Here is a 26,819-nt window from a genome sequence, read left to right as displayed (position 1 = left end):
TGCCCACGGGCATCGCCAAACTCAGAGGAAAGCGAGTAACCGGGATGCGACTCAGCGACTTCAAGGCGCTCACATTCGATTGCTACGGAACCCTGATCGACTGGGAGACCGGCATTTTCACCGGCCTGCAGCCACTCGTGGCGAAGGTCTCCCGTTCGCTGAGCCGCGACGACATCCTTGAGGCACATGCCTTCCACGAGTCGTCGACCCAGGCGCAGACGCCGGCGAAGCACTATCCGGAGCTGCTCGCCGTGGTCTACAGGCGGCTTGCGGAGGAATGGGGCGTGCCGGTGAGTTGGGGGGAGTGCCTCGCCTACGGCGCATCGGTTCAGGCCTGGCCAGCCTTCCCGGATACGGCAGAGTCCCTGCGCTACCTCAAACAGCACTACAAGCTCGTGATCCTGTCGAACGTCGACAACGCCAGCTTCTGGGCAAGCCAGCAGAAGCTCGGCGTGGAGTTCGATGCCATCTACACCGCTGAGGATGTCGGCTCCTACAAGCCGAATGACCGCAACTTCGACTACATGCTGAAGAATCTCGGCCGTATGGGCATCGAGAAGACGGACATCCTGCACACTGCGGAGAGTATGTTCCACGATCACGGGCCAGCCAACCGCCACGGACTTGCCAACTGCTGGATCTACCGCAGGCACGAGCAGGAGGGCTTCGGCGCCACGATGAACCCGGGCGACATGCCGAAAGTCGATTTCCGCTTCACGTCCATGGCGGAACTTGCCGAAGCGCATGGCAAGGAAATCAGCGCCTGATCAGGGCGGCCAGGCGCCGGTCTCCGGCGCCTGCTGTCACCCCGCGACCGATACCGGCTCCGTCAGCCGCGTCGACATCAGCGCGTCGACCACCCGGTGACGAAACAGTTCGACATGCGCGCCGGCCACGCGTTCGGCGGCGTCGGCATCCCCCGCCCGGATCGCCTCGTACATCTGGCGATGATCGGCCATCGTCTTCTCCAGATGGGTCTCCAGCCGGTCGTCGGCGCGCGCGCTTTCGCTGAAGCACAGATGGGCGATCCGCTGGGTCTCGGAAAGGATCTGATGATAGGCGGCGAATATGCGACCGGAATGGGCGGCAGCGCCGATCGCCGTATGCAGAGCGTGGTTGGCATCGTTGGTGGCGATGCTGTCGAAGACCGCGGACGCCTTCTCGAAGGTGACTAGATGGATCTCGATCTCCTTCAGGTCCTCCTTGGTGCGCCGTACGGCGGCGAGCCGGGTCGCGGCCCGTTGCAGGAGATCCAGCCCCTCGAAATAGTCGCGCAGATCGGAGAGATCGAGCATCGCCACCCGCGCTCCCCGGCCGCGCTGGATCGACACCAGGCCTTCCGAGGACAGCCGGATGAGCGCCTCGCGGATGGGCGTGCGGGAGACCTCGAACATCCGCGACAGCACTCCCTCCTCAAGCTCGCTGCCGGGGGCGAAGTCGAGGCGCAGGATGGCCGCCCGGATCAGGTGGTAGACGCTGTCGGGTGCCGCCTTCGGATCGTTCGACGTCATGGATGCCACATTGCCTTGTCACACGCGCGGGATCGCGTGTTGACGGATTATATACTTGGTGCATACGCTATGTGAACCCGGGTTGCCCAAGCCGCGAGATCCCATGCAGCGACCGGAATGGATCATTGGCGTCGACGTCGGTGGCACCTTCACCGATCTCTACGCTTTCGAGCGCGCGAGCGGCCAGCTGGCGCTCCACAAGCGGCCGAGCACCCCTGACAACCCGGCCGTCGCGATCCTGGAGGGGCTGCGCGAACTGGCGGGAAAGGCCCGCTTCGATCCCGCCACCGTCGGCGTCCTCGCCCATGGCACCACCGTGGCGACCAACGCCCTGATCCAGCGGACCGGCGCTCCCGTCGCCGTGGTCACGACGCGCAACTTCCGCGATCTCCTGGAGATCGGCCGGCAGATCCGACCGCGCCTCTACGACCTCAAGGCCGACCAGCCGCCCCCCCTCGCCGCCCGCGAACACCGGTTCGAGGTCGATGAGCGCGTCGGCGCCGACGGCAGAGCGGTGACACCTCTTGATGCCGACAGCGTCGCGGCCGCGGTGGAAGCCGTCCGCGACAGCGGCGCGGAGGCCTGTGCGGTCTGCTTCCTGTTCTCCTATCTGAACGCGGATCATGAGCGCGCCGTCGGCGCCAGCCTCGCCGCGGCACTGCCGGACCTCTCGATCTCGCTGTCGTCGGACGTACAGCCGGAGTTCCGCGAGTACGAACGCTTCTCCACTACGCTGCTCAACGCCTACCTGCAGCCGCTCTTGAACCGTTACATGCGTCACCTGCAGTCGGAGCTGGCCTCGCTCGCCCCCGACGCCCGCGTCGGCATCAACCAGTCGAGCGGCGGACTGATGTCGCCGGAGCGCGCCCGCGAGTTTCCCGTCCGCACCGCGCTGTCGGGTCCTGCCGCGGGCGCGATGGGTGCGATCAGCACCGCGCGCAAGGCGGGCCGCGGCAACATCATCACCCTCGACATGGGCGGCACCAGCGCCGACGTGACGCTGATCCGCGATTATCAGGTCAGCACCACCTTCGACCGCGAGGTCGCCGGCTTCCCCGTGCGCCTGCCGATGGTGGACATCCACACCGTGGGCGCGGGCGGCGGCTCCGTCGCCTGGTTCGATCGCGACGGGTTGATGAAGGTCGGCCCGAAGAGCGCCGGCGCGGTGCCGGGTCCGGCCTGCTACGGCCACGGCGGCACCGAGCCAACCGTCACCGACGCCAACGCGGTGCTCGGCCGGCTTTCCGAGCGCGGTCTTCTCGGCGGCACGATGACCCTCGACACCGAAGCTTCGCGCCGGGTGATCGCGCCGGTCGCCGAGGGGCTCGGCTTCACCCCGGAGCGGACCGCCCAGGGCATGCTGGACATCGTGACCGCCAACATGGTCCGTGCCATCCGGGCGATCTCGGTGGAGCGCGGCCACGATCCGCGCGACTTCGCGCTGATGCCGTTCGGCGGGGCCGGCCCGCTGCACGCCAACGCCTGCGCCAAGGCCCTCGGCATCCGCGAGATCGTCGTACCCTACTCTCCCGGTATCCTGTGCGCCGAAGGCCTGCTCGTCGCCGATCTTTCGGAAAATCTGGTCCGCGGCCAGCGCTTCCGGCTCGACGACGCCGCAGGGGCGCGGATCGCCGCTCTGGCCGAAGACATGATGGCGGAGGCTGAGGCCTGGTGGGCCCATGAGGAAGTGGCCGCCGACCGCCGCTCCCTGCAGGCGGTGGTGGACATGCGCTACGCCAGCCAGAACTACGAGCTGCGCGTGCCCATCGAGACCGATGGCCTGACGCTGCGCCCGCCGGAGGTGGATGCACTCAGGGACGCGTTCTTCGCCGCCCACGACCAGGCCTACGGCTTCCACAATCCCGAAGACCCGGTGGACGTGGTGGCCGTCCGGCTGACCGCGATCGGCCGCCTGCCCTCGCCCGGCATGCCGAGCGCCGCCGCCGACGCCACCACAACGCCGACGCCGGTGGAGGTGCGCGACGTGTGGTTCTTCGATCCCGACCCGGTCCGAACCTCGGTCTACGACCGCGCCACCTTTGCGGCCGGCACGGTGATCGAGGGGCCTGCCGTCATCGACCAGTTCGACGCCACCACCCTGGTCTTCCCCGGCGACGTGGCGCGCGTCGACGATGCGCTGAACATCCTGATGGAGATCGCTCAGTGACCGACGCCGCACCGCCGATCGATCCGATCACGCTCGAGGTCATGGCAAGCGCCATGCGCTCCGTTGTCGACGAGACCTTCATCGCGCTGATGAAGAGCGCCTATTCGACCAACATCAAGGAACGCCATGACCACTCGACGGCCATCTGCGACCGGGACGGCCGGCTGATCGTCCAGGCGGACATGTCGCTGCCGATCCACCTGGGCTCGATGACGGGCCTGATGAAGGCGGTGCTCGCCAAGGTAAAGCCCGAGGAGATCGAGGAAGGCGACATCTTCGTCGCCAACGATCCGCACGTCGCCGGCGGAACCCACCTGCCGGACATCAATTTTGCCGCGCCGGTGTTCGTCGAGGGCGAGCTGCTCTGCTTCGTCTGCAACATCGCCCACCACGCCGACATCGGCGGCATGGCGCCGGGTTCAATGGCGGGCGGGATGTCGGAGATCTATCAGGAAGGCCTGCGGATTCCGGTGGTCCGCCTGTTCCGCAAGGGCGTGCTGCAAACCGACCTCTTCGACCTGTTCCTGCTGAACGCCCGCATTCCCGACGAGCGCCGCGGCGATCACTACGCCCAGATCGCCGCCGCCCAGCTCGGCGTGCGCCGGGTGAAGGAAATCGCCGCGCGCTACGGCATCCCGACCATGCGCGCGGCGTTCGACGATCTGGTGGCCCGCACCTACCGGCGCATGCGGTCGGCGATCGCAGAAATCCCGGATGGCGTCTATGGCTTCGAGGACGTCATGGACGACGACGGCCTCGGCACCCAGAACATTCCGATCCGGCTCCGGATTGAGGTGACGGGCGACCGGGCCGTGTTCGACTGGCGCGGGTCCTCGCCTCAGGTGAAGGGCAACATCAACGTGCCCATCAACGCCACCCAGTCGGCCGTCGCCTACTCGCTGAAGGCGCTGCTCGATCCCGAGATCCCCAACAATCAGGGCGTGATCGACTGCTGCGAACTCGTCACCGAGCCGGGCACCATCGTCGACTGCGTGGCTCCCGCCCCGGTCGCCGCCCGCGCCCACACTTCACAGCGGCTGATCGACATGATCATTGGCGCGCTTGCCCCGGCGCTTCCCGACCGCGCCGTCGGCGCTTCCAACGGCGCCAACACCACCGCCGTCTTCTCCGGCGTCGATCCGCGCAGTGGCAAGCCGTATCTCTATCTTGAGACGCTCGCCGGCGGCTTCGGCGGCCGCGACGACCGCGACGGCAAGGACGGCGTCCAGGTCCACATCACCAACACGTCGAACCTGCCCATCGAGGCGATCGAGACCGAATATCCGCTGCGGGTGGTGGCCTACGAGATCATCCAGGACTCCGGAGGCGCCGGCACCTACCGCGGTGGTGGCGGCCTGCGCCGGGTGATCCAGCCCCTCGATCATGCCTGCACCTTCAACGGCGCCGGCGAGCGCTTCCTGAACGCGCCGTGGGGCGTGTTCGGCGGCGACGCGGGGCGGCCCGGGCGCTTTGCACTGCGCAAGCCGGGCGGCGAAGAGCAGCTTCCGGTCAAACCCTCGTCGGTCGATATCGGCCCGGACGAGGTCGTCGTCATCGAGACGCCGGGATCGGGGGGCTACGGCCCGGCCGACCGGCGCGACCCGGCGCTGGTGGCCGAGGACGCTCGCTCCGGCAAGTTCTCGACCGAGTTTCTGAAACACCACTACCCGCACGCGGGCGTGACGCGCTAACCTACTCCCCAGACCCGAAAAACAGGGCATCAACTTCCAGAACCAGGGACCTCAAGCATATGAAATACAAAGCACTTTCTACGCTTGCCGCCGCCGGCTTCGTTCTCGCCGGCACACCGGCCTTCGCCCAGACGCTGAACTGGGATCTCGTCAACGAGTACGATCCCAATTCGATCCACGCTCAGGTATCCGACAAGTTCATCGAAGCGCTGAAGACCGATTCGAACGGCGAAATCAACGTCACCGCCCACCACGGCGCGTCGCTCGGCTACAAGTCGCTGGATCAGTTCGACGCGGTCGGCGACGGCGCGGTACAGGTCGCCACCTCCTATATCGGAGCCTGGGCGGGCATCGATCCGGTCTTCCTGCTGCCCTCTCTGCCCTTCCTCGCGCCGACCACCCAAGACACCTGGGCGCTCTACCAGGCGGCGAAGCCCTACTACGCCAAGGTCCTGGAGGAGAACAACCAGGTGCTGCTGTTCGCCAACCCGTGGCCGCCCTCGGGCATCTGGGCAAAGAAGCCGGTCGACAGCATGGAGGCGCTCGAGGGGCTTAAGATCCGCACCTACGACACCAACGGAACGGTGACGATGCGTGCAGCCGGCGCCTCGCCGATCCAGCTGTCCTGGGCGGACGTCGTACCGCAGCTCGCCACCAACGGCATCGACGCGGTCCTGACCTCGGCTGACGGCGGTGCGGCCGCGCATTTGTGGGAGCATCTGCCGGTGTTCACGGAAGTGAACTACGCCATGCCGCTGCAGATCATGCACATGAACAAGGACACCTACGACTCCCTGACCGACGAACAGAAGGAAGCCGTCCAGAAGGCCGCCAAGACCGCCGAGACCTACGGCTGGGACCTTCTCGCCGAACGGGTGAAGACCAACTACAAGACCATGCGCGACAACGGCATGACCGTGGTCGAGGACGTCTCGCCGGAGTACATCGAGGCGCTGACGAAGGCCGGCCAGCAGGCCATGGAGGACTGGAAGGCGAAGTTCCCGCAGGCCGACGAACTCCTGGCCAGCTACGAAGAAGACCGTAAGCAGCAATAGCCGACACGAAACGGGCCGCTGCGCATCTGCGCAGCGGCCCTTCTTCCTTCTGTCGGAACGGCCCGCTGCGAGATGTTCTTGTTGCGGTCGAAACGGCGACCCGGGACCGCCTTCGGCCCGGGATCCCCTGTTGGACCGCGCGCGCCTTCTGCGATCAGGACGTCTCAACACCCGGAGCGATCATGCGCTTTCTCCAGATCGCAGTGTTTGCCCTCTCCCGCCTGTCGGCGGTGCTTGCCGCGCTCATCCTGATCGGGATGGTCGGCCACGTGCTCTTTGAGATCATCCTTCGGACGTTCTTCGCGACATCGACTTTCGTGCTCTCCGAGTTCGTCGGGTACGGAGTGGCGGCCGTGACGTTCCTGTCACTCGGCTACGCGCTGGAGCACGGCAGCCTCATCCGCGTGAATCTCTTGATCGGCCGGTTCGAAGGTCGGACGCTGCGCCTGTTCGAAGCGCTCAGCGCGCTCGGCGCGCTCTTCGTCGTCAGCGTCCTCATCCGCTTCTTCTGGATCAGCGTCGAGCGCAATTGGGTGCGGGGACGGGTGTCGAGTTCGATCGCCGAGGTGCCGATGTGGATCCCGGAGGGCCTGGTGCTGCTCGGCCTCGCGATCTTCTGGCTTCAGCTCGTCGCCTATTTCCTCCGCCAGGTCACCGATGCGGCCTCGCCCGTCCCGCCGGACGAGCCCGGCCTCTCCCAGGAATAGCGGAGCAGCTTTATGGACGCCGTCATCTCCGCCGCCGTGGTCCTGGCACTGATCCTGATTTACCTCGGGCTCGGCATCTGGGTGTTCGCGGGTCTGTTCCTGGTCTCCATCACCGGGCTGGCGTTCCTGCTCGATATGAACCTGGCGCGGATCGGCACGATCGCCGCGTCTATCAGCTATCGCTACGCCTCGACCTGGGAGCTCGCAGCCATCCCGATGTTCATCTGGATGGGAGAGATCATCTTCCGAACCGACATTTCCAACCGTCTGTTCCGCGGGCTGACCCCCTTCGTCGACAAGATTCCCGGTCGCCTTCTGCACACCAACGTGCTCGGCTGCACGCTGTTTGCCGCCGTTTCCGGTTCCAGTGCGGCGACCGCCGCCACGATCGGCAAGATCACCACCACCGAGCTCGCCAAACGCGGCTACGACCGCGATCTGTCGCTCGGCTCGCTCGCCGGCGCCGGCAGCCTCGGCCTTTTGATCCCGCCTTCCATCGTGATGATCGTCTACGGCATCCTCGCCGAGGTCTCCGTCAGCCGGCTGTTCGCCGCCGGCGTCCTGCCGGGCCTGTTGATCGCCGGCCTCTACTCCGGCTGGATCATGGTCCGCGCCCTCCTCAACCCCGAGGTCGCACCGAAGGGCTCGGAAACCTACAGCTGGGGCGACCGTCTGAGAGGCCTCGGCAACATCTTCCCCATCATCGTTTTGATGGGGATCGTCCTCGGTTCGATCTACAGCGGCATCTCCACCCCGTCGGAGGCCGCTGCCGTCGGTGTCGCGGCGGCCCTGGTTCTGGCTCTCGTCATGGGCCAGCTCACCTTCAAGCTCTTCGTCGAGACCTTGATGGGAACGCTCAGGACCAGCTGCATGGTCTGCATCATCCTCATCTCCGCCGCCTTCCTGTCGACGGCGATGGGCTATCTGCACGTGCCGGCGAACGTCGCCAAGGCGATCGCCGCCATGGACCTGTCACCGATCGGTCTCCTGATCGTCCTGTCGCTGTTCTACATCCTGCTCGGGCTGTTCCTCGACGGCATTTCGATCGTGGTAATGAGCCTGCCGATCACGATGCCGCTCGCCACACAGGCCGGCTTCGATCCGGTCTGGTTCGGCATCTATCTCGTCATCATGACGGAGATGGGCCAGATCACGCCCCCTGTCGGCTTCAACCTCTTCGTTCTGCAGGGCCTGACCGGGGATCCGATCGGGCGGGTGGCGTGGGCGTCGCTGCCGTTCTTCTTCCTCATGCTGCTTGGCGTGGCGATCATAGCGATCTTCCCCGACATCGCGCTCTGGCTGCCGCACCTTCTCTACGACTGATCCGAAAGTCCGCCATGACACTCCAAGACTACGACCCACTCGTCCTCTCGGAACGGCTTGCCGACGCCCTGGCCACCCCCGGCCAGCCGGTGCCGACCTTCCAGACCGCGGACCAGATCGCCGCCGAATATCTCGGCCACCGGCTCTTCACGATCCTCGCCTTCCGGGCCGAGGCTGGCGAGGTCGAGCGCATCTATTCCAGCAGGCCGGCGGAATATCCTCTGCTGGGCCGCAAGAAGATGGGACCGACGCCGTGGGGAGACGTCGTCCTGAAGGGCGGCAAGCCCTGGTTCGGCGCCTCGGCTGACGACATCCGCTGGGCGTTTCCCGATCACGAGCTGATTCTGTCGCTCGGCTGCGAAACCATCCTCAACGCGCCGGTCCGCTTCGATGGACGAACGCTCGGCGTGATCAGTGTGCTCGACGCACCCCAGGCCTACGACGCGAGCGATCTCGCGCTCGTGCAGTTCCTCGCACCCGCTCTCGTGCCGGCGCTGCTCCATTCAGATTCGACCCATCAGGAGACCTGACGTGACATCCTTCCTCTTCGAGAACGCATCGGTCCTGGACGTGGAAGCGGGAGAGATCCTGCCGGATCGGTCCGTCCTCGTCCGCGACGGCCGGATCGCCGAGATCGCCGACACGAAGGTTTCCGCCTCCGATGCGAACGCGATCGATCTCAAGGGCAAGACGCTGATGCCCGGTCTGATCGACTGCCACGTCCACGTGACGGCGTTCACCGCCAACTTCGCCGAACTCGCCCGCACCTCGCCGTTCTACGTCGCCGCCAAGGCCGGCGAGATCATGAACGGCATGCTGAAGCGCGGCTTTACGACCGTGCGCGACGTCGGCGGCGCCGACCACGGCCTGTCCCGGGCCGTCGAGGAAGGCGTGTTCGACGCGCCGCGCCTCCAGTTCTGCGGCAAGGCGCTGTCGCAGACCGGCGGTCACGGCGACGTCCGCGCGCCTGGCGTTGAGGCCTATGACAGCGCCTACTGCCAGCCGGGGCTCGGCTACATCGTGGACGGCGTTCCGGAGTTGCGCCGCGCCGCCCGCGGCGAGATCCGGCGTGGCGCACATCTCATCAAGATCATGGGCGGCGGCGGCATCTCCTCGCCGACCGACCGGATCACCTCCGACCAGTTCTCCGAGGAGGAGATTGCGGCGGTCGTGGAGGAAGCGGAGATGGCGAACCTCTACGTCGCCGTCCACGCCTACACGGCCCGCTCCATCGAACGCTGCGTGAAGCTCGGCGTGCGCTCCATCGAGCACGGCAATCTCGCCACCGAGCAGTCCATCGCGCTGATGAAGGAGCACGGCGCGATCCTGGTGCCGACGCTGGCGATCTACCGCGCGCTCGTCGAGGAAGGCGTCAAGGCCGGGCTGCCCGAGGAGCTCGTCGACAAGACCTACGAGGTGCTCGACGCCGGCATCAACGCCGTCGAGATGGCCTACAAGGCCGGCGTGCCGATGGCGTACGGGACCGATCTGCTGGGAATCATGCACCGGCGCCAGCTCACCGAGTTCGGCCTGCGCGCCGAGGTGGTCAAGCCGGTGGATCTGGTGCGGGCCGCGACCATCAATGGCGCCCGGTTGATCCGCCGCGAAGCCGATCTCGGCCTCGTGAAGGAAGGCTATCTGGCCGACATGATCGTCGTCGACGGCAATCCGCTCGACGATATCGGGATCATGGAGAACCCGGAGCGTTCGCCGAAGCTCGTCATGAAGGACGGCAAGGTGCTGGTCGATCAGCTGTGAGCGAAACCCATCCGGCGTGACTGGGGGGCGTCTTGGGAGAGCTGGCGCAAGAGGTTGACCAGGGGTGTTCCGATGACAGCCCCGAACCTCCGATGATGACCTGGCGGACCGGGTAAAGCGCGACCGCACACGGCGCCGGTTCTATTCCTCCAGTTGTGCGAGCCGCCGGCGCAGCTCGGGGATCATCCACGCGTCGCTCGGGGCCAGCCTGCCGCTTGCCTGAAGCCCCTGGGCGATGTCCAGCGCGCGCGTGCGTAGTTGTCCTGAGGCGCGCGACCTGTTTCGGCAAGCTTCACGCAACTGATGATCAGGTCGCGTTGCCACTCCGTGTTGGTCGGGTCGGCGGCGGCGAGCCGTTCGCGGATCGCCCGCCCTTCCTCGTATGCGACTGCTGCGTCCTTGAGACGGCCCCGGGCCCTGGCCACGTCGCCGATCCTGTCGAGGCTGATCGACAGGTCGCGCAGCCACTGCGTGTTCGACAGATCGGTTGCGGCGAGCCGCTCGGCGATCTCCCGGCCCTGCTCGTAGGTGGTCGCTGCGTCGTCGAGACGGCCTTGGGCCGTCGCCACGTCGCCGATCTTGTTCAGGCTGATCGACAGGTCGCGCTGCCACTGTGTGTTGGTCGGGTCGGCTGCGTTGGCGAGCCGCTGGCGGATCTTGCGCCCCTCCTCATAGGCGGTCGCCGCGTCTTCGAGGCGGCCTTGGGCACTGGCCACATCGCCGATCCTCTCCAGGCTGACCGACAGGTCGCGCTGCCACTCCGTGTTGGTGGGATCGGCGGCGGCGAGCCGCTCGGCAAGCTCGCGCCCCTCCTCATAGGCGGTCGCCACGTCTTCGAGGCGGCCCCGGGCCGTGGCCACGTCACCGATCCTGTCGAGGCTGACCGACAGGTCCCGCCGCCACTCTGTGTTGGTGGGATCGGCGGCGGCGAGCCGCTCGGCGATCTGTCGCCCCTCTTCATAGGCGGTCGCCGCGTCGTCGAGGCGGCCACGGGCCGTGGCCACGTCGCCGATCCTGATCAGGCTGACCGACAGGCCGCGCTGCGACTCTGTGTTGGTCGGATCGGCGTCGGTGAGCCGCTGGCAGATCTGTCGCCCCTCTTCATAGGCGATCGCCGCGTCGTCGAGGCGGCCCCGGGCCATGGCCACGTCGCCGATCTTTTCCAGGCTGACCGACAGAAACCGCTGCCACTCTGTGTTGGTGGGATCGGCGTCGGTGACGCCGCTGGCAGATCTGTCGCCCCTCTTCATAGGTGATCGCCGCGTCGTCGAGGCGGCCCCGGGCCGTGGCCACGTCGCCGATCTTGATTAGGCCGACCAATAGGTCGCGCTGCGAATATGTGTTGGTCGGGTCGGCGGCGGCGAGCCGCTCGGCAATCTGTCGCCCCTCCTCGTAGGCGGTCGCCGCGTCGTCGAGGCGGCCCCGGGCCCTGGCCACGTCGCCGATCTTGTTCCGGCTGACCGACAGGTCGCGCTGCCACTCTGTGTTGGCGGGATCGGCGGCGGCCAGACCTCTGTAGCGATCAAGAAGACCCTCCCAAATGCTCCCTGCCCCCGTAAGGTCTCCAGACCGCCTCAGGGTCTTCGTCACTTCGTCCGCCAGATGGTTCGGTATCCCATCCAGGGTCCATGTCATGGCCGGAACCCCTCGATGAAGCGGTTCGCCGCGTCATAGGCGCCTTCGTAGTTGCCGCGGGCATTCTCAATCGACACGAGCCGCGCCAGCGCCGGGCCGGCACGGGAGTCATCCAGCGCGATCATCCGCTCGGTGGCGACGCTGAGCGCAAAGGCGAGGTCCTCCGGCCGCAGCCCTTCGAAGGCGTCGGGAGCCTCCACCAGACGGGGCCGGGCTCGGGCGTCTGACGCACCCGGTCGAGCACCTGAGCGACAAGGCTGCGCGGTACGGGCTCGCCCGCGGCCGTCTCGGTGTCGTCGAGGTTTCGGCTCCAATGGGTCATCAAGATAAGAAGCGGCCAGCGGCCCCGCGCGCTCCGCACGATCAACCGCTCGACGAAGACCGCAAGCGGCCGATCCTGGTCGGCGAACTGGGCATCATCGATCAGGATCACGGCCGGACGGTGCGCGAACTGTGGGCTCTTCGGGTTCAAAAGCCGGTCCAGGTCGGCGAGCACCTCTTCGGAGACGCTCGCCGCGTGCCGGTCGCCCTCGCCGGCGGGGTCCGCATTCTCGCGCAATCGCTCCTGGCCGATCTTGCCGATCCGCCACATGCCTTCGGCGATGCGCTTGAGCGAACCGGCACCGATCACTTCGCCGGCGACATCCAGGCCCAACTCAGCGACGGACATTCCGAGTTCCGTGGCGACGTCTGCAAGCTCGGCCGCCGTGGATCGTCCGTCCTGGCTCCGTCGGTGCGCGATCCGCATCGTGACCAGGTGCGGCTTCAGCTTGTCGAGAGTGGCGAAGAGCGCGTTGCCGGGGTTGTATCCGGCCTGAGCCTGGATGCCCCACCACAGGAAAGGGAGGACCGGTTCGTAGTCGCAGTCCTCCGCCCTCGGCGTGAGCGAGGCCTGGTCCTGGTTCTCGTCCTTCGGAACGAACTCGGGCCAGTAGCCGGCCGGATCCTCCTGCTTCCGCAGTTGCCGATAGAGCTCGATGGCGAGCCGCGTCTTGCCGCGCCCGCGCTCGCCATGGATCAGCGCCACCCGATGGATCGGCGCCTTCGGTACGCCGTTCGCTCGGACGCCTTCCGCCTCGCTCTTCACGTCCTCGAAGGCACGGACCAGCTGCTGCAGACTGGCTTTCCGGTTCTCACCCGAAAACTTGAGATCCGCCGACATCCCCACCCCGCTGTGTCGTCGCACCAAACAGACTTGTCTGGGAGATTATAACCAGAGGCAGATGGGGAGAGGCACACCATGCGGGTCGATCAGCGGATAGTCTGAGACGAGCTCAGACTTCGATCTCGACCAGGCGCTCCGTCGATCGATTGATGGGATCAAAGGTACCCAGATAAAGCCCGCGCGGACGATCGCGGGCGATGTCGAGCCGCTGCGTCGTGAACAGAGCCGCAGTTCGTTCGTCAAGCAGATGATCGAGGATCCAACTGTCCTTCGCGCGCGGCGGATCCAGCCGGGTCTCCACATCGATCGCGACGCCCGCCCGCGCGTGCCGATGAAGCATCCGCGCGAAGGCGAGAGCCTGGTCAACGCCCTCCCCAAGAAGCCGGGCCGCCAGGAGGTACGCTGTCGCGGCAACCCGGGGCATGTCGCCGCTGTGCCGTTCGACGATATCGGCGAAGCTCTCAAAATCCGGCTGCGCCGCAAGAAGCTCTCCGAGCCTCGGATTGAAACTCGTCCTCTCCTTGACTGCGGCGCGCACACGCTCGACCACCCAATCCGGCAGGAAAGCCCATTCGGAACGGATCTTGGTCTCGGCCAGCAAGGCGGCATAGGACGGGTCGAGACCGCTCAACCGGTCGAGAAAAACCGCCACGGCGCGGGCAAAGGGCCCCTCGCCCGCCAGCGGATCCCGTACGCCGAGATCGACGCCCTCTCCTTCCGCAGACGCGAAGGCATGCAGCACAAGCCCGTCGAGTTCGACCGCCAACGGATCGTCGGAGTCCAGCCGGGCGACCGCCTCGGCGGTCTCGCGCCACGCGGCCCAAAGCATCTCCCGGCGGTGGCCCTCCGGCTGCCAGCCGTCCCGCGAGCCCCGCAGCTCGACGGCCGCTCGCAGATGACGAACGGCCCGGCTTAAGGGTGCCACCTCCCCTAGCGGCGCCAGCGCTGCGGCGGTCTGGCGCAGATGATAGAGCTCCCCGCACGCCGTCAGGAGCCGCACATAGGCGCGCCACTCCGGGTCGCTGCCCTCATGCGGCTGTCCAGCTGACGCCAAGGCCGGCCGCAACGCAGCGATCATCTGCGCCCGGTACCCGGCCCTTCCGATCAGCAAGCGCCTCGGGCGCCGGCCACCGATCTCCAGGCTCAGCACCGACACGGCCGCCGCCGCCCGGTTCCACGCGGCATCCAGCCTGGTCTGCTCCCGGAACAACCCGGAGAGCGGCCGGCCGGTGTCGGACATGAAGGCGGCGTAGGGCGCGGCGACCTCGCCCAGTGGCGGCTCCTCGTTCTGGCGGTCGTATTCGAGCACGAAGCTTCCCGATGGCGCCGACCCGATGACGAGCGTCGGGATCAGATCCTGCTCGGTCCACCGTCCGTCGCGAAGATCGGCCGAAAGATCGGTCAGAGCATCTGCGTCGTCACCCAAGCCAAGCAAGGGCCCGACCGACGACGAGCCGGTGATGTCCGCCTCGCCGGCCTCGGTCGGCCCGGCCTCTCCGGCCAGAATGAGTTCGATCGCATCGCACCCGACGATGCAGCGAGCGTCACCATCACCCTGGGCGAAGGGCGACAGCATGCCCGACGCCAGGGTCGAGAGGCTGGTCAGGCGGTGGATCACGATCAGACACTGGTCGTCGTCGGGCAGCTCCGTCAGGGCTTTCAGGCGCGCCTTGTCATCGTTCGACCAGGCATCGGCCCCGTTCAGGACGACGATACCGGCGACCGGCCGCGTCAAACCGCCGAACAGTCTGCGCTTCAGCCACCGGCGCCACGGTCCTAAGTCGTCGATGACTTCGGCCGATGAAACCGCATCAGCTCCGAATAACCCGCCGGCTCCGTAGAGGGTCACGAGACGCCGCAGCCATGACGGTACCCCGATCCGAAGCCGCTTCGGCAGACGGCGGTCGAAGGTGCGGACCGCGAACGCGAGCCACGCGATCGCGATCACCGAGAGCGTCAGCACTTCTCCCCGCACCAGGACCGCGCTCGCTGCGGCGATCCCGTCACGGAGACTTCCGGGAAGCCAGTCCAGGGAAACGGGCACCAGTTCAGGGTTCTTGGCCCAGAAGAGAAAGGTAAGAGCCGCGCCGAAGAGGAGCGCGAGTCCGGCCTGCCTGACTAGATGGGCAGGCTCGAAGAAGACCACCATCCGCGGTCGTCGCTCGCTGGCCGCCAGTTCGGCCTCGAACAGCGGCAGCGGCGCAGTACCTTCCCGCAGCGCGAACACCGTCCGCGCGTCGCAGTCGGCCTGAAGCACCCGGCAGAAGGACCGCCCGGTCTGAGCCAGGCGGCTGATCATGCGCCGGTGCGCCGGCGGGAGGCCGATCTGCATGGCGTCCTCCCGGCCACGCGCCTCATCGACCCCTCGCAGTCGGCCAAGCAGCGTTTTCAATGCCGATGCGTTCAACCCGACCACGCCGATCGTGACGACGCGTTTGGTGCCTGCATCAAGGCAAGCGCGGACATGGTGGAAAATCCGTGCCTCCAGCGCGTCCACCCCATCGGAAACACTCTCGTCGAACGGGAGCGGTGTCGGATCGAGCCGGCGGCCGCCCGCGGAAAGGGCGAGCCGGTACGCACGCGGCTCCCGGGGCACGACAGGATCGGCAGCGTCAAAGGCTTGCTTGCCGGCCGCTGGCGTCTCGATGTCCAATGGCAACGAACCCGGAAACACGGCACCGGCCGCCCCGATATCGGCCCCTTCGCCGCGTCTGCGCCGTTGCGAGATAGGCGCGCCCACCGTGGCGCCGCTCCAGGCCGCCGCGAGACATTCGACGCAACCACACCCGGCAACGAGCCGAGCCATCTCGTCGGCCTTGGTGACGCCCTGGGCCTCGAGTTCGCGGGCGAGCGCCCCGCCGACCGAACGGTCGCGGACCCGGTCTCGAACGCCGGGAATGGGATCCGTCGAGATCTGCCGCGCATCGATCCGGGAGGCCGGAACCCGCAGGCTGCCGTCGGTCGGGATCTGCAACGGGTCGGGGACCAGCGACGCGCTTCCGTTCTCGAATGCCCGGTTGCCGGAAAGCCCGAGTATGTTACCGGCCAGGAGGTCAAATCCGGCCTTGATGTTGTCAAAGCAAAGCGTATCGGCGATCCGCACGAGCGGTGGTCGGTCGGCTGCCTTTGGGTCGCGGAGGCTGATGCCGTTCGAACCGTTGTTCCAGCAGGCGCAATCTTCGATCGCTTCCGCCTCGCTGGAAAAGAGTAAGATGCCGGCCTGCCTATTCCCGTGGCTGCGGCAGCCCACGATTCGCGCCCGCGAGGCTTCCTGGGTCGCTTGCGAAGCGCGCTGAAGCACAATGCCGCTGGTACCGTTGCCCCAGGCTTCGCAGTCCTCGATCGCCTCTGATTCAGAGGACGATAAGACAATACCGGCCTGCGTATTCCCGTGGCTGCGGCAGCCCACGATCCGCGCCCGCGACGGTTCCTGGACCGCTTTCGGATCGCGCTGAAGCATGATGCCGCTGGTGCCGTTGCCCCAGGCTTCGCAGTCCTCGATCGCCTCTGATTCAGAAGACGCCAACACGATGCCGGTGTGTATGTTCCCGTGGCTGCGGCAGCCCACGATCCGCGCCCGCGACGCTTCCTGGATCGCTTTCGAATCGCGCTGAAGCATGATGCCGCTGGTACCGTTGCCCCAGCAATCGCAGGACTCGATCACCTCTGCCTCACTGGAAAAGAGTAAGATGCCGGCCTGCGTATTCCCGTGGCTGCGGCAGCCCATGATCCGCGCCCGCGAGGCTTCCTGGGTCGCTTTCGAATCGCGCTGAAGCATGATGCCGCTGGTACCATTGCCCTTGGCTTCGGAATCCTCAATTGCTTCCGCCTCGCTGGAAAAGAGTACGATGCCGGCGTCTGTATTCCCGTGGCTGCGGCAGCCCACGATTCGTGCTCGCGAGGCTTCCTGGGGCGCTTTCGGATCGCGCTGAAGCATGATGCCGCTGGCACCATTGCCCCTGGCTTCGCAGTCCTCGATCGCCTCTGATTCAGAGGACGATAAGACGATGCCGGCGTTTGTATTCCCGTGGCTGCGGCAGCCCACGATCCGCGCCCGCGAGGCTTCCTGGGGGGCATTCGGATCGCGCTGAAGCATGATGCCGCTGGCACCATTGCCCCAGGCTTCGCAGTTCTCGATCGCCTCTGCCTCACTGGAAAAGAGTACGATTCCAGCTGTTGCATTACCGTGGCTGCGGGCACCCACAATTCGGACCCGGCTCGCGCGGTCCAACGCGGCCTCCGAGCGGATGACCGCTATTCCATGCAAATTGCCCCGCGACGAGACCTGCTTGATCCGCTGATCGAGCGACGAGATCGCGCTGATGCCGGATCCGCCGAAGCCCCAGACATGGGAATCGGTAAGGGCAGATCCGTCACAGATACGGAAAACGATGCCTTTGAGACCGCTATAAGGGTTTGCCGCTGAGATCGAGAGTTCCGACAGGTCGAGCCCTTCCGCCCGGTCCGCGAAGACGGCCCCCCATTCCATGAGCGGCCGTTCGTCTACCGGAAGCGACATGTTGACCGGCGTGGCTTCGGGCAGCGCGCGCCACGCGACAGCCTCCGGCGCCATCACCACCCGGAGCGATGACAGGCGGGCGCCGTGCGCCTCGCGCAGTTCGATGGCCGGCGCATCGGCGACAAAGCGCAGGAGCGTCGTCGGCCCGTCCGGGTCGTCCCCGTCTCCGCCGTTGCCGGCCCCGACGAGAGAGACGCCGGCGGGGATCGACAACGTCTCCGCGCCTTCGAAACGCCCCGCGGTCAGACGGACCAGATCGCCGGCTTGTGCCTCGGCAAGGGCGTTGACGATCGCGCTCCAGCCGTCCTCGGGCGTGATGACCCGTTTCAAACCCGCCCCCCTGCCCGGACCCGCCATCGTTCGAGCAAGAGTAAGCGGGGCGGGGCCGAACCTGCAATCAGGGAGGGTCAGGATTGTGTGCTAGCCCAAGAACCCACTTCGACATCTGCCTGTTCGACGCGAATGCTATCTTGGGCAAGTTTGTCGGCCCGGAATTCGACACTGAAAGCACTTTGAGCTTCAGTCGTTGGACAGTCTGGCCCCCCAAGCGACTTTGCTTTGCCTTTGTCGGGAGGAGAAACTTTCTCAGAAGTCCCACATTGGGGCGGAAGCGTTATCGAGCTTCGGCTTTGATACCGAGCTCAAGAGCAAGTCGCCGGAAACACGAAATGCGGCGACACCGACAATCCTGCGCCAAGCCGCTTGCGGAACGTCACCGTGCCTGCGGCCGCATGTTGGGCCAAGCCACAACATCGGCCTCTCGCCAGCCGACGGCGCGTTCGCCCGCGCGAGGCGATTCATTGGTATGCATCGCGGGCACCTTTCCCAAATCTGCTAGGATCAGCCTGCGAAAGACTCGTGAAAATTCGAAACGAAAGATTGCCGGTTTCACGCTCTGCGCCGAGGCTTGCACGATCCAAGCCCGGGAAAGCGCTCCACGGCAAAACCAAATTGTGGGTTGGCTTGTGGGGTACGCGCCAGTCAGCAGCGACAAAATGTATTTAAAAACAATGATCTAGAAGAGAAATCTGGCGGACCCATCCGCCTTAAGTTCGAACTCAGAGCCGAGCGGGCGACCTCCCGCCGGCCGGTCAGGCCGCCGCCGCGGAGGCGTTGAGCGAAGCGAAACTGCCGTGAGCGAAATGATGGCGGAGACGGAGGGATTCGAATAACTCACAGAAACCCTATTATGAATTTGATTATAATAAATATTTTTCTCAAACCAACCAAACAATGTTGGACGATTTGTTAGACGTTTTGCCATCTGTCCGAATGACGCGAAAATTCTTGATCAAACATGAGCCATAAGGTTGGCAGGGTGGCCGAAGGCACTTGGGCCTATCCTCGCGAACTTATCGACAGACTGGCCTGCACCCGGTTTCGTAGACACCGAGAAAAGGAGTTTTACAGAACTGTAGGGCTGGAATTCCGAGAAGAAAGTTGAGCTGAGAGTTCAAGCTTGAGGCCGTAAGCCTAGATAAGGAGCGGGGCGTGGCGGTGGCTCAAGTCGCCCGCGACCTTGGTGTCTATGAGAATGTGCTGCGCAATTAGCTCCAGGACTTCGCCTTGGATCCGCAGCATGCCTTTCCCGGCCATGGGTCCTTCCATCTCGTGCTCAATGATAGCAAGTCTGGAAGCTTAACCGGAGCATCTGGCCGGTGGCATGCTCCAAAGCGCGCACCTTCGGTAGATCGATGGACGTGATCCTGGGCGCTCCAGGGCGATCCCGCAACCTGCACTGCTCCGTACGGAAGGCATTGCCGACGAGGGCCCTCGCCCTCCGGGCTTCGGTCGGCCTCGGTGATACTGAAAATGCGCCCAATCCGGTCTTCCGGTGCACGCTCCAGGTACCAGTTATTCGACCGCATCGGCCGCCTGTCGGACCACATCAGCCACTTCGCCGGGATTTGTCAGTGGCAGCATATGACCGTTCTCGATGTGGACGACGGTCGAGCCGCCCCGCCCCGCCATCCGGCGCTGGAGATCGGGAGTGATCGTCCGGTCGAGGGTCGCGATGACCGACCAGCTTGGCTTCTCGGCCCACGCCGCCGACTGTGTCTGGTATTCGAGGATCGACGAATTGGAGGCTGCCTGCGACCTTGCCAGGAAGACGGCGTCCTTATCGGACAGACCGTTGCCGACGACAGAGAGAAAGCCGTCTTCATTGATTAGGTAATGGCCATCTTCGAAGACCTTGAGCATGTCGGACGAGAACTCGCCCGGAGCAGAAGACAACAGGCCCCCGCCGCTTTCTCCGACATCGGGTTGAAACGCCGCGACGTAGACAAGGCCCCTGACGTTCGGATCCACGCCGACTTCACTGATGACTACGCCGCCATAGGAATGCCCGACCAGCAGCATCGGACCGTTCTGAACGTCGACAATCCGCTGGACCGCGGCAATGTCGTCTTCGGTGGACGTTAGCGGCATCTGCACGATCGTGACTCTGTAGTCTTCTGCGGTCAGGCGGTCATAGACGTCGCGCCAGGTGCTGCCGTCGACGTTCGCCCCATGGACGAGGACGATGTTGTTCACATCGGCGAACGCTCCACCTGACGGCCCGGTCACCACGCCGACAGCCACGGCGCTTGAAAGAAGAAGAGATTGTAGATGGTTCACGATCGAGATCTCCATGTGAAATGACATGACTTCATCCTGGCGATGGAGAAATGGCCAATGTTGTGGAGTAAACCTAGCGATCAACTCCAAGGCTGCGGCGCACGGGTTGCCAGAATGGTGCCATTCTTGCTGAGATTCTGGCTTTCAGATGCTTGCGGAACGCAAGCAACCGGACCGGCACCGAGGAATGGCTCTGAGAAATCGTCGACGTTCCGGATGCAGACTTTGTTCTGCTTCGGTCTGATGTCAAAAGCCCGGCGATTCTAGTCGCCCTGCTCCACATCTGTTGCATTCTAACGATGTGACGGGAGCGCGGTCTGGCCACTCTTTGCAAATCCGGAAGTACGCAAGATCGGCACCGAGCCGGCAGCCTCGGCGCCGCAAGGCTGAAGGCCGCGCGCTACGGTGGAGCCATTGACTGTGCATAGCGGCCTCAGCCTTCCCTGCATCATCAGGGAACCGCCGAATTAGTCTGAAGGAACGTCAACCATGGCCATCATCACCACCTCCACCGGCACAAACCTCTTCTACAAAGACTGGGGTCCAAAAGATGCCCAGCCAGTCATGTTCCATCACGGCTGGCCTCTCAGCGCCGACGACTGGGACAACCAGATGCTGTTCTTTCTGGCTGAGGGCTATCGCGTGATCGCGCACGACCGGCGTGGTCACGGTAGGTCCGACCAGACCGACGCCGGCAACGATATGGACACCTACGCCGCGGACGTTGAAGAGATCGTCAAGGCGCTGGACTTGCAGGACGCAATCCACATCGGCCATTCGACCGGTGGTGGTGAGGTCACGCGCTACGTCGCGCGGGCCGAGCGCGGCCGCGTGGCCAAGGCCGTCCTGATCGGTGCCATTCCACCCGTAATGGTTCAGTCCGATGCGAACCCGGATGGTGTGCCGCTGGAGGTTTTCGACGGGTTTCGGTCCGCTGTTGCGGCGAACCGGGCCCAGTTCTTTCTCAATGTGCCAACCGGACCCTTCTACGGTTTCAACCGAGAGGGCGCAAAGATCAGCCAGGGCCTGATCGACAACTGGTGGCGCCAGGGCATGGCCGGCGGCGCAAAGGCCCATTACGATTGCATCGCGGCTTTCTCCGAAACCGACCTTACGGAAGACCTCAAAGCAATCACTGTTCCGGTCTTGTTCTTGCACGGCGAGGACGATCAGGTCGTGCCGATCGAAAACTCGGCGCACAAGGCGATCAAGCTCGTACGGGACGGCACGCTGAAAACCTATCCGGGCCTGTCGCACGGCCTGTTCGCCACGCATCCTGAAATCGTGAACCCGGATTTGCTGGCCTTTGTTCGCGCCTGATAGGCCTTCGCCGATGGTAAACGGCGGCTGCGAGGCTCGCGACCGCCGAGTTCGTGATACCCTGCAGGCTCGCGACCAGAGCGCTTCATCTTTGGCAGGTGACGTCTGCAGGGCTTAGGAACGCTGGCGGATTTCGCGTAAGTTCCGGAGGGCCATCCCGAACGCGTGAAGAAACGGGACTAAAGTGATGCACGTCCTCAAGGTTGCCATCGCCGGCTTCGGGGGCGTGGGACGCGCGACGGCCGATCTTCTGCTGGCCCGGCGAAGTCGCTATCGGCGCGTCTATGGCGCCGACGTTAGCCTAGTCGCGGTCTGCGGATCGCGCGCCGGCCTCGCCGATCCGGGCGGCCTGGAACCCGAGTGCCTGAACGCCCTTGAGCCAGACCTGTCAGGCCCGGATTTCATCGAGACGAGCGGCGCCGACATTCTTATCGAGGCAGGGCCAAGCGACTTCCGCACCGGTGAGCCGGGCCTTGCCTATATCCGCCCTTTCCTCTCGGCAGGACGCCACTCCATCGTCATTTCAAAGGGGGCGCTGGTCCACAGTGGGTCGGCCCTACGCGCTCTGGCGGATGCCTCCGGTTCGATGCTGAAGATCAGCGGCGCGGCCGCCGCCGCGCTGCCGACGATTGACCTCATCGAACAGAGCCTGAAAGGCTGCGAGGTGCTGCAGGTCGAGGGCATTCTGAACGCCACAACCAATTACCTGCTCGATGCGATGATGAACCAGAACCTCGGCTTCGACGAGGCGCTGGCGCGTGCCCAGGCGGGCGGCTTCGCCGAAGCAGACCCGCGCAACGATACCGAGGGCTGGGACACTGCCAGCAAGCTCATCCTCATCGCCAATTTCGGGCTGGGCGCCGGCCTGACCATGGACGATCTGGTGGTCGACGGCATTCAGTCGGTTGCGGCGGATGATATGGAAATGTGGCGACAGCAACGGCTCGTTCCCAAGCTCGTCGGAAGCCTCATCCGCGCAGATGGTGCGACGCGTGCGACCGTCGGCGTCCGGACCTACCCGCCGACCGATCCGCTCGCGCAAGTATCCGGTAAGACCAAGGCGATCCGCATCACCACCGATGTGATGGGCGAGACGATCGCCATCGGATCCGGAACGGAGCCTCTCGCCACCGCGGCGGCCGCGCTGAAGGATCTCGAGCACATTCTGACGACACGAGCTGCTTGGGCCACTGGCGGATAGGGAGCGAAAGAATGACGCTGAGAACCGTGCAGGCCATTCGGCACGTAGGTTTCGAGGACCTGGGCAGCTTCGCGGCCCCCTTGAGAGAGGCCGGCTACGACATCGAGTACGTCGATGTGGCCGAGCGCGATCCGGCGACGCTCAACCCGCTCGGCGCCGATCTCCTCATGGTTCTCGGAGGTCCGATCGGCGTTTATGATCATGACCCCTATCCGGTCATCTCTGACGAGATACGACTGCTGCGGGCGCGGCTCGCGGCCGACCGGCCGACGCTCGGCGTATGCCTTGGCGCGCAGCTGATGGCTGCGGCCCTCGGTGCGCGCGTCTATCCCGGCCAGGCCAAGGAGATCGGCTGGTCGGTGCTCGACCTGTCAGCCGAGACCCCGCCCAATCCTCTCGCTGCGCTGCGCGACGTGCCCGTGCTTCACTGGCATGGCGACACGTTCGATCTGCCGGAAGGCGCTAAGCTCCTCGCATCCACTCCGCTCTGCGCGAACCAGGCATTCTCGCGCGGACCGAACGTGCTTGGCCTCCAGTTTCACCCGGAAGTCCTGGGGGCGCGGTTCGAGCACTGGCTGCTGGGCCACGCCAATGAACTGGCCTCGGCAGGCATTGAACCCGCAGAATTGCGCCGCGATGCCCGGCGACATGCCAGCGGACTTGAACACGCCAGTGCCGTTCTGATTGCCGGTTGGCTGGCGAGCCTGACACAGTAGTTCGTGGGCAAGCCTTCTCATCAAGACGCGCCATTCGAAATCCAGACCGAGCGCCGCGAATGGGCCTCCGCTATCGCCCCTCCGAACTCAGACCGCCATGCACCGAACCGAGCGGCCAACCAGGCTCCACCGCCAGAAGGGGCATCGTCCGCTCCGCAGGCCAACCTCCGAAACGACAGTCGGTCGCCTCGGTCCAAACCGCGGCAACCTGTCGAGCCTCCACAGCTGGACGCGCTGGGGTCCCCCGGTATTGATCGAACGAGGTCAGCTCCTGCGCATCAGGATCATCTTCTCCTGCGTCATGTCGCGCATGGTGTAGGGAATCCCGCCGGTGCCGTACCCAGATTCCCTACGGCCGGCGAAGGGCATCCAGTCGGTTCGGAAGGCAGTCGGATCGTTGATCATCACGGCCGAGGCATCGAGCCGATTGGCCGCGCGCATCGCGATGTCTATGTCCTGCGCGAAGATGCTGGCCTGGAAGGCGGTCGGCAGCGAGTTGGCCCGACGAATAGCGCCATCGAGATCGCGGTAGCGAGAGACCGCGACGACAGGACCGAATACTTCCAGCGTCGATATCTTCGCGTCGACGGCGGGGTCGAGCAGAACCGCCGGCTCGAGGGTTGTCTCGGAGAGGCGCCTGCCGCCGGTCGCCAGCGTCGCCCCGCCCTCGACCGCTTCCTTGATCCATTGTGCGACCCGGTCCGCCTCACGCGGCAGGATCAACGGACCGACCTCGGTGTCTTGCAGGGTGGGATCGGTGGTGCGCAGGTCTTCCACGCGGGCGACAAGCGCCTGGATGAACCCTTCGGCGATGTCCTCATGGACGAAGATCCGCTGCGTCGACACGCAGACCTGGCCGGCATGGTAGTAGCCGCCCTTGACGATCGGTTCGATGACCTTTCCGAGATCGGCGCTTCTGTCGATGATCGCTGGTGCGGCACCGCCATGCTCCAGCGCTGACCGTGTTCCGGGCGCGAGCTTGCTATGCAGCGACCAGCCGACCCTGGCCGAGCCGATGAAACTCAGGAAGGCGACCCGGTTGTCGGTCGCCAGCTTCTCGGCGAGCCCGTTGTCCTCGGTGACAAAACTCTGGCACCACGGCTCCGGCAGGCCAGCCTCACGCACCAGCGCCACGAAATCGAGACAGGACAGCGGCGTCGTCGATGCCGGCTTGACGATGACGGGGCACCCGACCGCGATAGCGGGGGCAACCTGATGGACGATCAGGTTCAGCGGATGGTTGAAGGCCGAGATCGCCGCAACAACGCCGATGGGCTCCTTGGTGGTGAACGCCCAGCGGTGCTCCGCCGCCGCAGAAAGCCCCATCGGAATTTCGCGGCCGGCGAAACTGCGCAGCTCATCTGCGGCGTTATAGACCCCATCGATGGCGCGGTTGGTCTCGATGATGGCGTCAGGAAGTGGTTTGCCACCCTCGCGCGCGATCTGCATGGCCAGATGGTCGCGCCTGCCCTCCATCAGCACCGCCAGCCTGCGTAGAACCGCCATCCGCTCGTGAGGCTGGAGCCAGCCGTCACGATCTCGGAAGACGCGCTCGGCGGCTTGCAGCTTGCGTTCCAGCGCGGCGGCATCGTCTGTCTCGATCTCCGCGATCAGTGCGCGATCGAAGGCCTGCACGACCTCTAGCATCGTCGGTATCCTTGGGCTTACGCGCTTGCCGCGGCAGGCGCTCACATGCAATCGACGTCGGGCGTGCGGTTGCGCAACTCGTCGACCAGCACGCGTGTGTTCTCGGAATAGTCGATCAGCACATCGACAAGATGAACGCCGCCGCCGGCGAAAGCGGCTTCGAGCGTCGGAACGAGATCTTCCACCGCGCTCACCCGCGAGCCCGTTGCCCCATAGGCTTCGGCGTAGCGAACGAAATCGGGGTTGCCGAAGCTCATGCCGAAATCCGGAAAGCCGTCCACGGCCTGCTTCCAACGGATCATACCGTAGGCGCTGTCGTTGAGGACGAGCACGACGAGGCTCAACCCCAGCCGCACCGCGGTTTCCATCTCCTGCGAGTTCATCATGAAGCCGCCGTCGCCGCAGACCGCCATGACGCGGCGGCCAGGGTGGAGCATCGCCGCCATCATCGCCGAAGGCAGACCCGCCCCCATCGTGGCAAGTGCATTGTCGAGCAGGAGCGTGTTGGCGACATGGGTGCGGTAGTTGCGCGCGAACCAGATCTTGTACATGCCGTTGTCGAGGCAGACGATGCCATCCGCGGGCATGACCTTGCGGACATCGTGGACGATCCGCTGCGGCGCGATCGGGAACCGCCCCTCTTCGGCTCGGTCGTTCAGGTGGGCGAGGATCTTCTGGCGCAGGTCGAGCATGCCATCGTCCTGGACCAGCCGGCCTTCCAGCCGTTCCCCGAGCGCCTCGGTCGACGCCCCGATGTCGCCGATCACTTCGAGGTCGGGATGGTAGACCTGTTCGACCGTGGCCGACTGATAGCCCAGATGGATGACCTTCGGCCCGCCCGCGCTCCGCATCAGAAAGGGTGGCTTCTCGACCGTATCGTGGCCAATGGCGAGGATCAGGTCGGCGCGGGCGACGGCCTCGTGGACATAGTCGCCCTCCGACAGCGCGGCGGTTCCCATGTAGAGGTCCGAGCCGCCGGTGACCGCGCCCTTACCCATCTGTGTGTTGAAGAACGGCAGGCGGGTGCGGCGCACGAAGCTCGACAGCGCCTCGACCAGCCAGGGCCGATTGCCGGTCGCACCGATCATGACGAGTGGCCGCTCAGCGGTGAGGATCATTCGCGCCGCGTTGTCGAGGGACCGGGTCGAGGCGACTGGCCGCTCCGCAGTATGGACCGGAATGACGGAGGCGGTCTCGACCTCCTCGGCCGCGACGTCTTCGGGGAGTTCCAGATGCACCGGCCCGGGTCGCTCTTCCTTAGCGACGCGAAAGGCGTCGCGCACCGTGGAAGGTATGGCGGCGGCGCTGACGATCTGGCGCGTCATCTTGGTCAGCGGCTTCATCGATGCCACGATATCGACGATCTGGAAGCGGGCCTGTTTGGCGCTCATTATCGGCTTCTGCCCCGTAATGAGGATCATCGGCATGGCCCCAAGATGCGCATAGGCCGCACCGGTGGAGAGGTTCAGCGCGCCGGGACCGAGCGTGGCCAGGCAGACGCCAGGCCTGCCCGTCAGCCGTCCATGCGTCGCGGCCATGAAGGCCGCGGCCTGCTCGTGACGGGTCACAACGAGTTCGATGCCGGAGGTTCGCACCGAGTCGAGGAGGTCGAGGTTCTCCTCGCCCGGCACGCCGAAGATGCGCTCCACGCCTTCGTTCTCCAGCGCGGCGACAAGAATGTCCGATCCTTTGGGCACAGCTTGAACTCTCCAGTTGTTGGTACCGACGGAGCGTGCGGTGATCATGAACGGTCAGACGAACCTTCCTATCACGTACATTGCACTG

20 protein-coding genes and 1 pseudogene are annotated in these 26,819 nt (G+C 65.3%); 12 read left to right on the top strand and 9 right to left on the bottom strand.

Features of this window, described 5'->3' with window-relative positions; translation table 11 throughout:
* Positions 1 to 44: 44 nt before the first annotated feature.
* Positions 45 to 767, top strand: a complete 723-nt coding sequence (locus J2S73_RS07025) for a haloacid dehalogenase type II (RefSeq protein WP_306884743.1) — start codon at positions 45 to 47, stop codon at positions 765 to 767.
* A 36-nt stretch (positions 768 to 803) separates the two neighbouring features.
* On the opposite strand, the gene J2S73_RS07020 is transcribed toward J2S73_RS07025, so the two are convergent.
* A complete protein-coding gene (locus tag J2S73_RS07020; protein ID WP_306884741.1) occupies positions 804 to 1,511 on the bottom strand; it encodes a GntR family transcriptional regulator in 708 nt (235 codons plus the stop codon).
* Between the two features lie 103 nt (positions 1,512 to 1,614).
* On the opposite strand from J2S73_RS07020, the gene J2S73_RS07015 reads away from it, so the two are divergent.
* The 7 genes from J2S73_RS07015 (at position 1,615) to J2S73_RS06985 (ending at position 10,212) form a co-directional block, all read left to right on the top strand.
* Complete coding sequence (locus J2S73_RS07015; RefSeq protein ID WP_306884740.1) at positions 1,615 to 3,678, top strand: hydantoinase/oxoprolinase family protein; 2,064 nt, start codon at positions 1,615 to 1,617, stop codon at positions 3,676 to 3,678.
* Positions 3,675 to 5,369: a hydantoinase B/oxoprolinase family protein gene (locus J2S73_RS07010; RefSeq protein ID WP_306884739.1), complete on the top strand. Its 1,695-nt coding sequence runs from the start codon at positions 3,675 to 3,677 to the stop codon at positions 5,367 to 5,369. Before J2S73_RS07015 ends, J2S73_RS07010 begins: the two co-directional genes overlap by 4 nt.
* A 59-nt stretch (positions 5,370 to 5,428) precedes the next feature.
* The gene (locus J2S73_RS07005; RefSeq protein ID WP_306884738.1) at positions 5,429 to 6,424 is read left to right on the top strand and encodes a TRAP transporter substrate-binding protein; all 996 of its coding nucleotides are present in this window, start codon (positions 5,429 to 5,431) and stop codon (positions 6,422 to 6,424) included.
* Between the two features lie 182 nt (positions 6,425 to 6,606).
* Positions 6,607 to 7,131: a TRAP transporter small permease subunit gene (locus tag J2S73_RS07000; RefSeq protein WP_306884737.1), complete on the top strand. Its 525-nt coding sequence runs from the start codon at positions 6,607 to 6,609 to the stop codon at positions 7,129 to 7,131.
* A 12-nt stretch (positions 7,132 to 7,143) separates the two neighbouring features.
* Positions 7,144 to 8,454, top strand: coding sequence for a TRAP transporter large permease (locus J2S73_RS06995; RefSeq protein ID WP_306884736.1), 1,311 nt, complete (start codon positions 7,144 to 7,146; stop codon positions 8,452 to 8,454).
* A gap of 14 nt (positions 8,455 to 8,468) precedes the next feature.
* The gene (locus J2S73_RS06990) at positions 8,469 to 8,984 is read left to right on the top strand and encodes a GAF domain-containing protein (protein ID WP_306884735.1); all 516 of its coding nucleotides are present in this window, start codon (positions 8,469 to 8,471) and stop codon (positions 8,982 to 8,984) included.
* Position 8,985: 1 nt separating this feature from the next.
* Positions 8,986 to 10,212: a metal-dependent hydrolase family protein gene (locus J2S73_RS06985; RefSeq protein ID WP_306884734.1), complete on the top strand. Its 1,227-nt coding sequence runs from the start codon at positions 8,986 to 8,988 to the stop codon at positions 10,210 to 10,212.
* Positions 10,213 to 10,394: 182 nt separating this feature from the next.
* Here the strand turns inward: J2S73_RS06985 and J2S73_RS06980 are convergent, their stop codons facing one another.
* The 5 genes from J2S73_RS06980 to J2S73_RS06960 form a co-directional block, all read right to left on the bottom strand.
* A complete protein-coding gene (locus J2S73_RS06980; RefSeq protein WP_306884733.1) occupies positions 10,395 to 11,360 on the bottom strand; it encodes a tetratricopeptide repeat protein in 966 nt (321 codons plus the stop codon).
* On the bottom strand, positions 11,314 to 11,847 hold the full coding sequence (locus tag J2S73_RS06975; protein WP_306884732.1) for a tetratricopeptide repeat protein: 534 nt from the start codon (positions 11,845 to 11,847) through the stop codon (positions 11,314 to 11,316). The genes J2S73_RS06980 and J2S73_RS06975 overlap by 47 nt, the downstream gene beginning before the upstream one ends.
* The gene (locus tag J2S73_RS06970; RefSeq protein ID WP_306884731.1) at positions 11,844 to 11,972 is read right to left on the bottom strand and encodes a hypothetical protein; all 129 of its coding nucleotides are present in this window, start codon (positions 11,970 to 11,972) and stop codon (positions 11,844 to 11,846) included. The genes J2S73_RS06975 and J2S73_RS06970 overlap by 4 nt, the downstream gene beginning before the upstream one ends.
* Positions 11,969 to 13,009, bottom strand: a complete 1,041-nt coding sequence (locus J2S73_RS06965; RefSeq protein ID WP_306884730.1) for a hypothetical protein — start codon at positions 13,007 to 13,009, stop codon at positions 11,969 to 11,971. The genes J2S73_RS06970 and J2S73_RS06965 overlap by 4 nt, the downstream gene beginning before the upstream one ends.
* A 112-nt stretch (positions 13,010 to 13,121) precedes the next feature.
* Positions 13,122 to 17,888, bottom strand: coding sequence for a right-handed parallel beta-helix repeat-containing protein (locus J2S73_RS06960; protein WP_306884728.1), 4,767 nt, complete (start codon positions 17,886 to 17,888; stop codon positions 13,122 to 13,124).
* Between the two features lie 1,068 nt (positions 17,889 to 18,956).
* On the opposite strand from J2S73_RS06960, the pseudogene J2S73_RS06955 reads away from it, so the two are divergent.
* A pseudogene (locus J2S73_RS06955) lies at positions 18,957 to 19,079 on the top strand (transposase); the annotation flags it as partial.
* 306 nt (positions 19,080 to 19,385) lie between these two features.
* On the opposite strand, the gene J2S73_RS06950 reads toward J2S73_RS06955, so the two are convergent.
* Positions 19,386 to 20,177, bottom strand: a complete 792-nt coding sequence (locus J2S73_RS06950) for an alpha/beta fold hydrolase (RefSeq protein ID WP_306884726.1) — start codon at positions 20,175 to 20,177, stop codon at positions 19,386 to 19,388.
* A gap of 462 nt (positions 20,178 to 20,639) precedes the next feature.
* Here J2S73_RS06950 and J2S73_RS06945 point away from each other — a divergent pair, with 462 nt between their 5' ends.
* From J2S73_RS06945 to J2S73_RS06935, 3 genes are all read left to right on the top strand, one after another.
* Positions 20,640 to 21,470, top strand: a complete 831-nt coding sequence (locus J2S73_RS06945; protein WP_306884725.1) for an alpha/beta fold hydrolase — start codon at positions 20,640 to 20,642, stop codon at positions 21,468 to 21,470.
* Positions 21,471 to 21,657: 187 nt separating this feature from the next.
* Positions 21,658 to 22,671: a homoserine dehydrogenase gene (locus J2S73_RS06940; RefSeq protein ID WP_306884724.1), complete on the top strand. Its 1,014-nt coding sequence runs from the start codon at positions 21,658 to 21,660 to the stop codon at positions 22,669 to 22,671.
* An 11-nt stretch (positions 22,672 to 22,682) separates the two neighbouring features.
* Complete coding sequence (locus tag J2S73_RS06935) at positions 22,683 to 23,387, top strand: glutamine amidotransferase (protein ID WP_306884723.1); 705 nt, start codon at positions 22,683 to 22,685, stop codon at positions 23,385 to 23,387.
* 264 nt (positions 23,388 to 23,651) lie between these two features.
* Here the strand turns inward: J2S73_RS06935 and J2S73_RS06930 are convergent, their stop codons facing one another.
* Positions 23,652 to 25,034, bottom strand: a complete 1,383-nt coding sequence (locus J2S73_RS06930; RefSeq protein WP_306884721.1) for an aldehyde dehydrogenase family protein — start codon at positions 25,032 to 25,034, stop codon at positions 23,652 to 23,654.
* A gap of 41 nt (positions 25,035 to 25,075) precedes the next feature.
* Positions 25,076 to 26,731, bottom strand: coding sequence for an acetolactate synthase large subunit (locus J2S73_RS06925; RefSeq protein WP_306884720.1), 1,656 nt, complete (start codon positions 26,729 to 26,731; stop codon positions 25,076 to 25,078).
* Positions 26,732 to 26,819 lie beyond the last annotated feature (88 nt).

The organism is Amorphus orientalis (assembly GCF_030814015.1).
Classification (GTDB): domain Bacteria; phylum Pseudomonadota; class Alphaproteobacteria; order Rhizobiales; family Amorphaceae; genus Amorphus; species Amorphus orientalis.
The sequence above is the reverse complement of the archived record's forward strand: the minus strand, read 5'-3'. Positions and strand labels throughout refer to the sequence as shown.

Coding starts and splice junctions, on each gene's coding strand:
- J2S73_RS07020 (WP_306884741.1), bottom strand. CDS start 1,511: ATGACGTCGAACGATCCGAAGGCGGCACCCGACAGCGTCTACCACCTG.
- J2S73_RS06960 (WP_306884728.1), bottom strand. CDS start 17,888: ATGGCGGGTCCGGGCAGGGGGGCGGGTTTGAAACGGGTCATCACGCCC.
- J2S73_RS06970 (WP_306884731.1), bottom strand. CDS start 11,972: ATGATCGCGCTGGATGACTCCCGTGCCGGCCCGGCGCTGGCGCGGCTC.
- J2S73_RS06975 (WP_306884732.1), bottom strand. CDS start 11,847: ATGACATGGACCCTGGATGGGATACCGAACCATCTGGCGGACGAAGTG.
- J2S73_RS07000 (WP_306884737.1), top strand. CDS start 6,607: ATGCGCTTTCTCCAGATCGCAGTGTTTGCCCTCTCCCGCCTGTCGGCG.
- J2S73_RS06945 (WP_306884725.1), top strand. CDS start 20,640: ATGGCCATCATCACCACCTCCACCGGCACAAACCTCTTCTACAAAGAC.
- J2S73_RS06950 (WP_306884726.1), bottom strand. CDS start 20,177: ATGTCATTTCACATGGAGATCTCGATCGTGAACCATCTACAATCTCTT.
- J2S73_RS06930 (WP_306884721.1), bottom strand. CDS start 25,034: ATGCTAGAGGTCGTGCAGGCCTTCGATCGCGCACTGATCGCGGAGATC.
- J2S73_RS06990 (WP_306884735.1), top strand. CDS start 8,469: ATGACACTCCAAGACTACGACCCACTCGTCCTCTCGGAACGGCTTGCC.
- J2S73_RS06995 (WP_306884736.1), top strand. CDS start 7,144: ATGGACGCCGTCATCTCCGCCGCCGTGGTCCTGGCACTGATCCTGATT.
- J2S73_RS06965 (WP_306884730.1), bottom strand. CDS start 13,009: ATGTCGGCGGATCTCAAGTTTTCGGGTGAGAACCGGAAAGCCAGTCTG.
- J2S73_RS06940 (WP_306884724.1), top strand. CDS start 21,658: ATGCACGTCCTCAAGGTTGCCATCGCCGGCTTCGGGGGCGTGGGACGC.
- J2S73_RS07005 (WP_306884738.1), top strand. CDS start 5,429: ATGAAATACAAAGCACTTTCTACGCTTGCCGCCGCCGGCTTCGTTCTC.
- J2S73_RS06935 (WP_306884723.1), top strand. CDS start 22,683: ATGACGCTGAGAACCGTGCAGGCCATTCGGCACGTAGGTTTCGAGGAC.
- J2S73_RS07025 (WP_306884743.1), top strand. CDS start 45: ATGCGACTCAGCGACTTCAAGGCGCTCACATTCGATTGCTACGGAACC.
- J2S73_RS07015 (WP_306884740.1), top strand. CDS start 1,615: ATGCAGCGACCGGAATGGATCATTGGCGTCGACGTCGGTGGCACCTTC.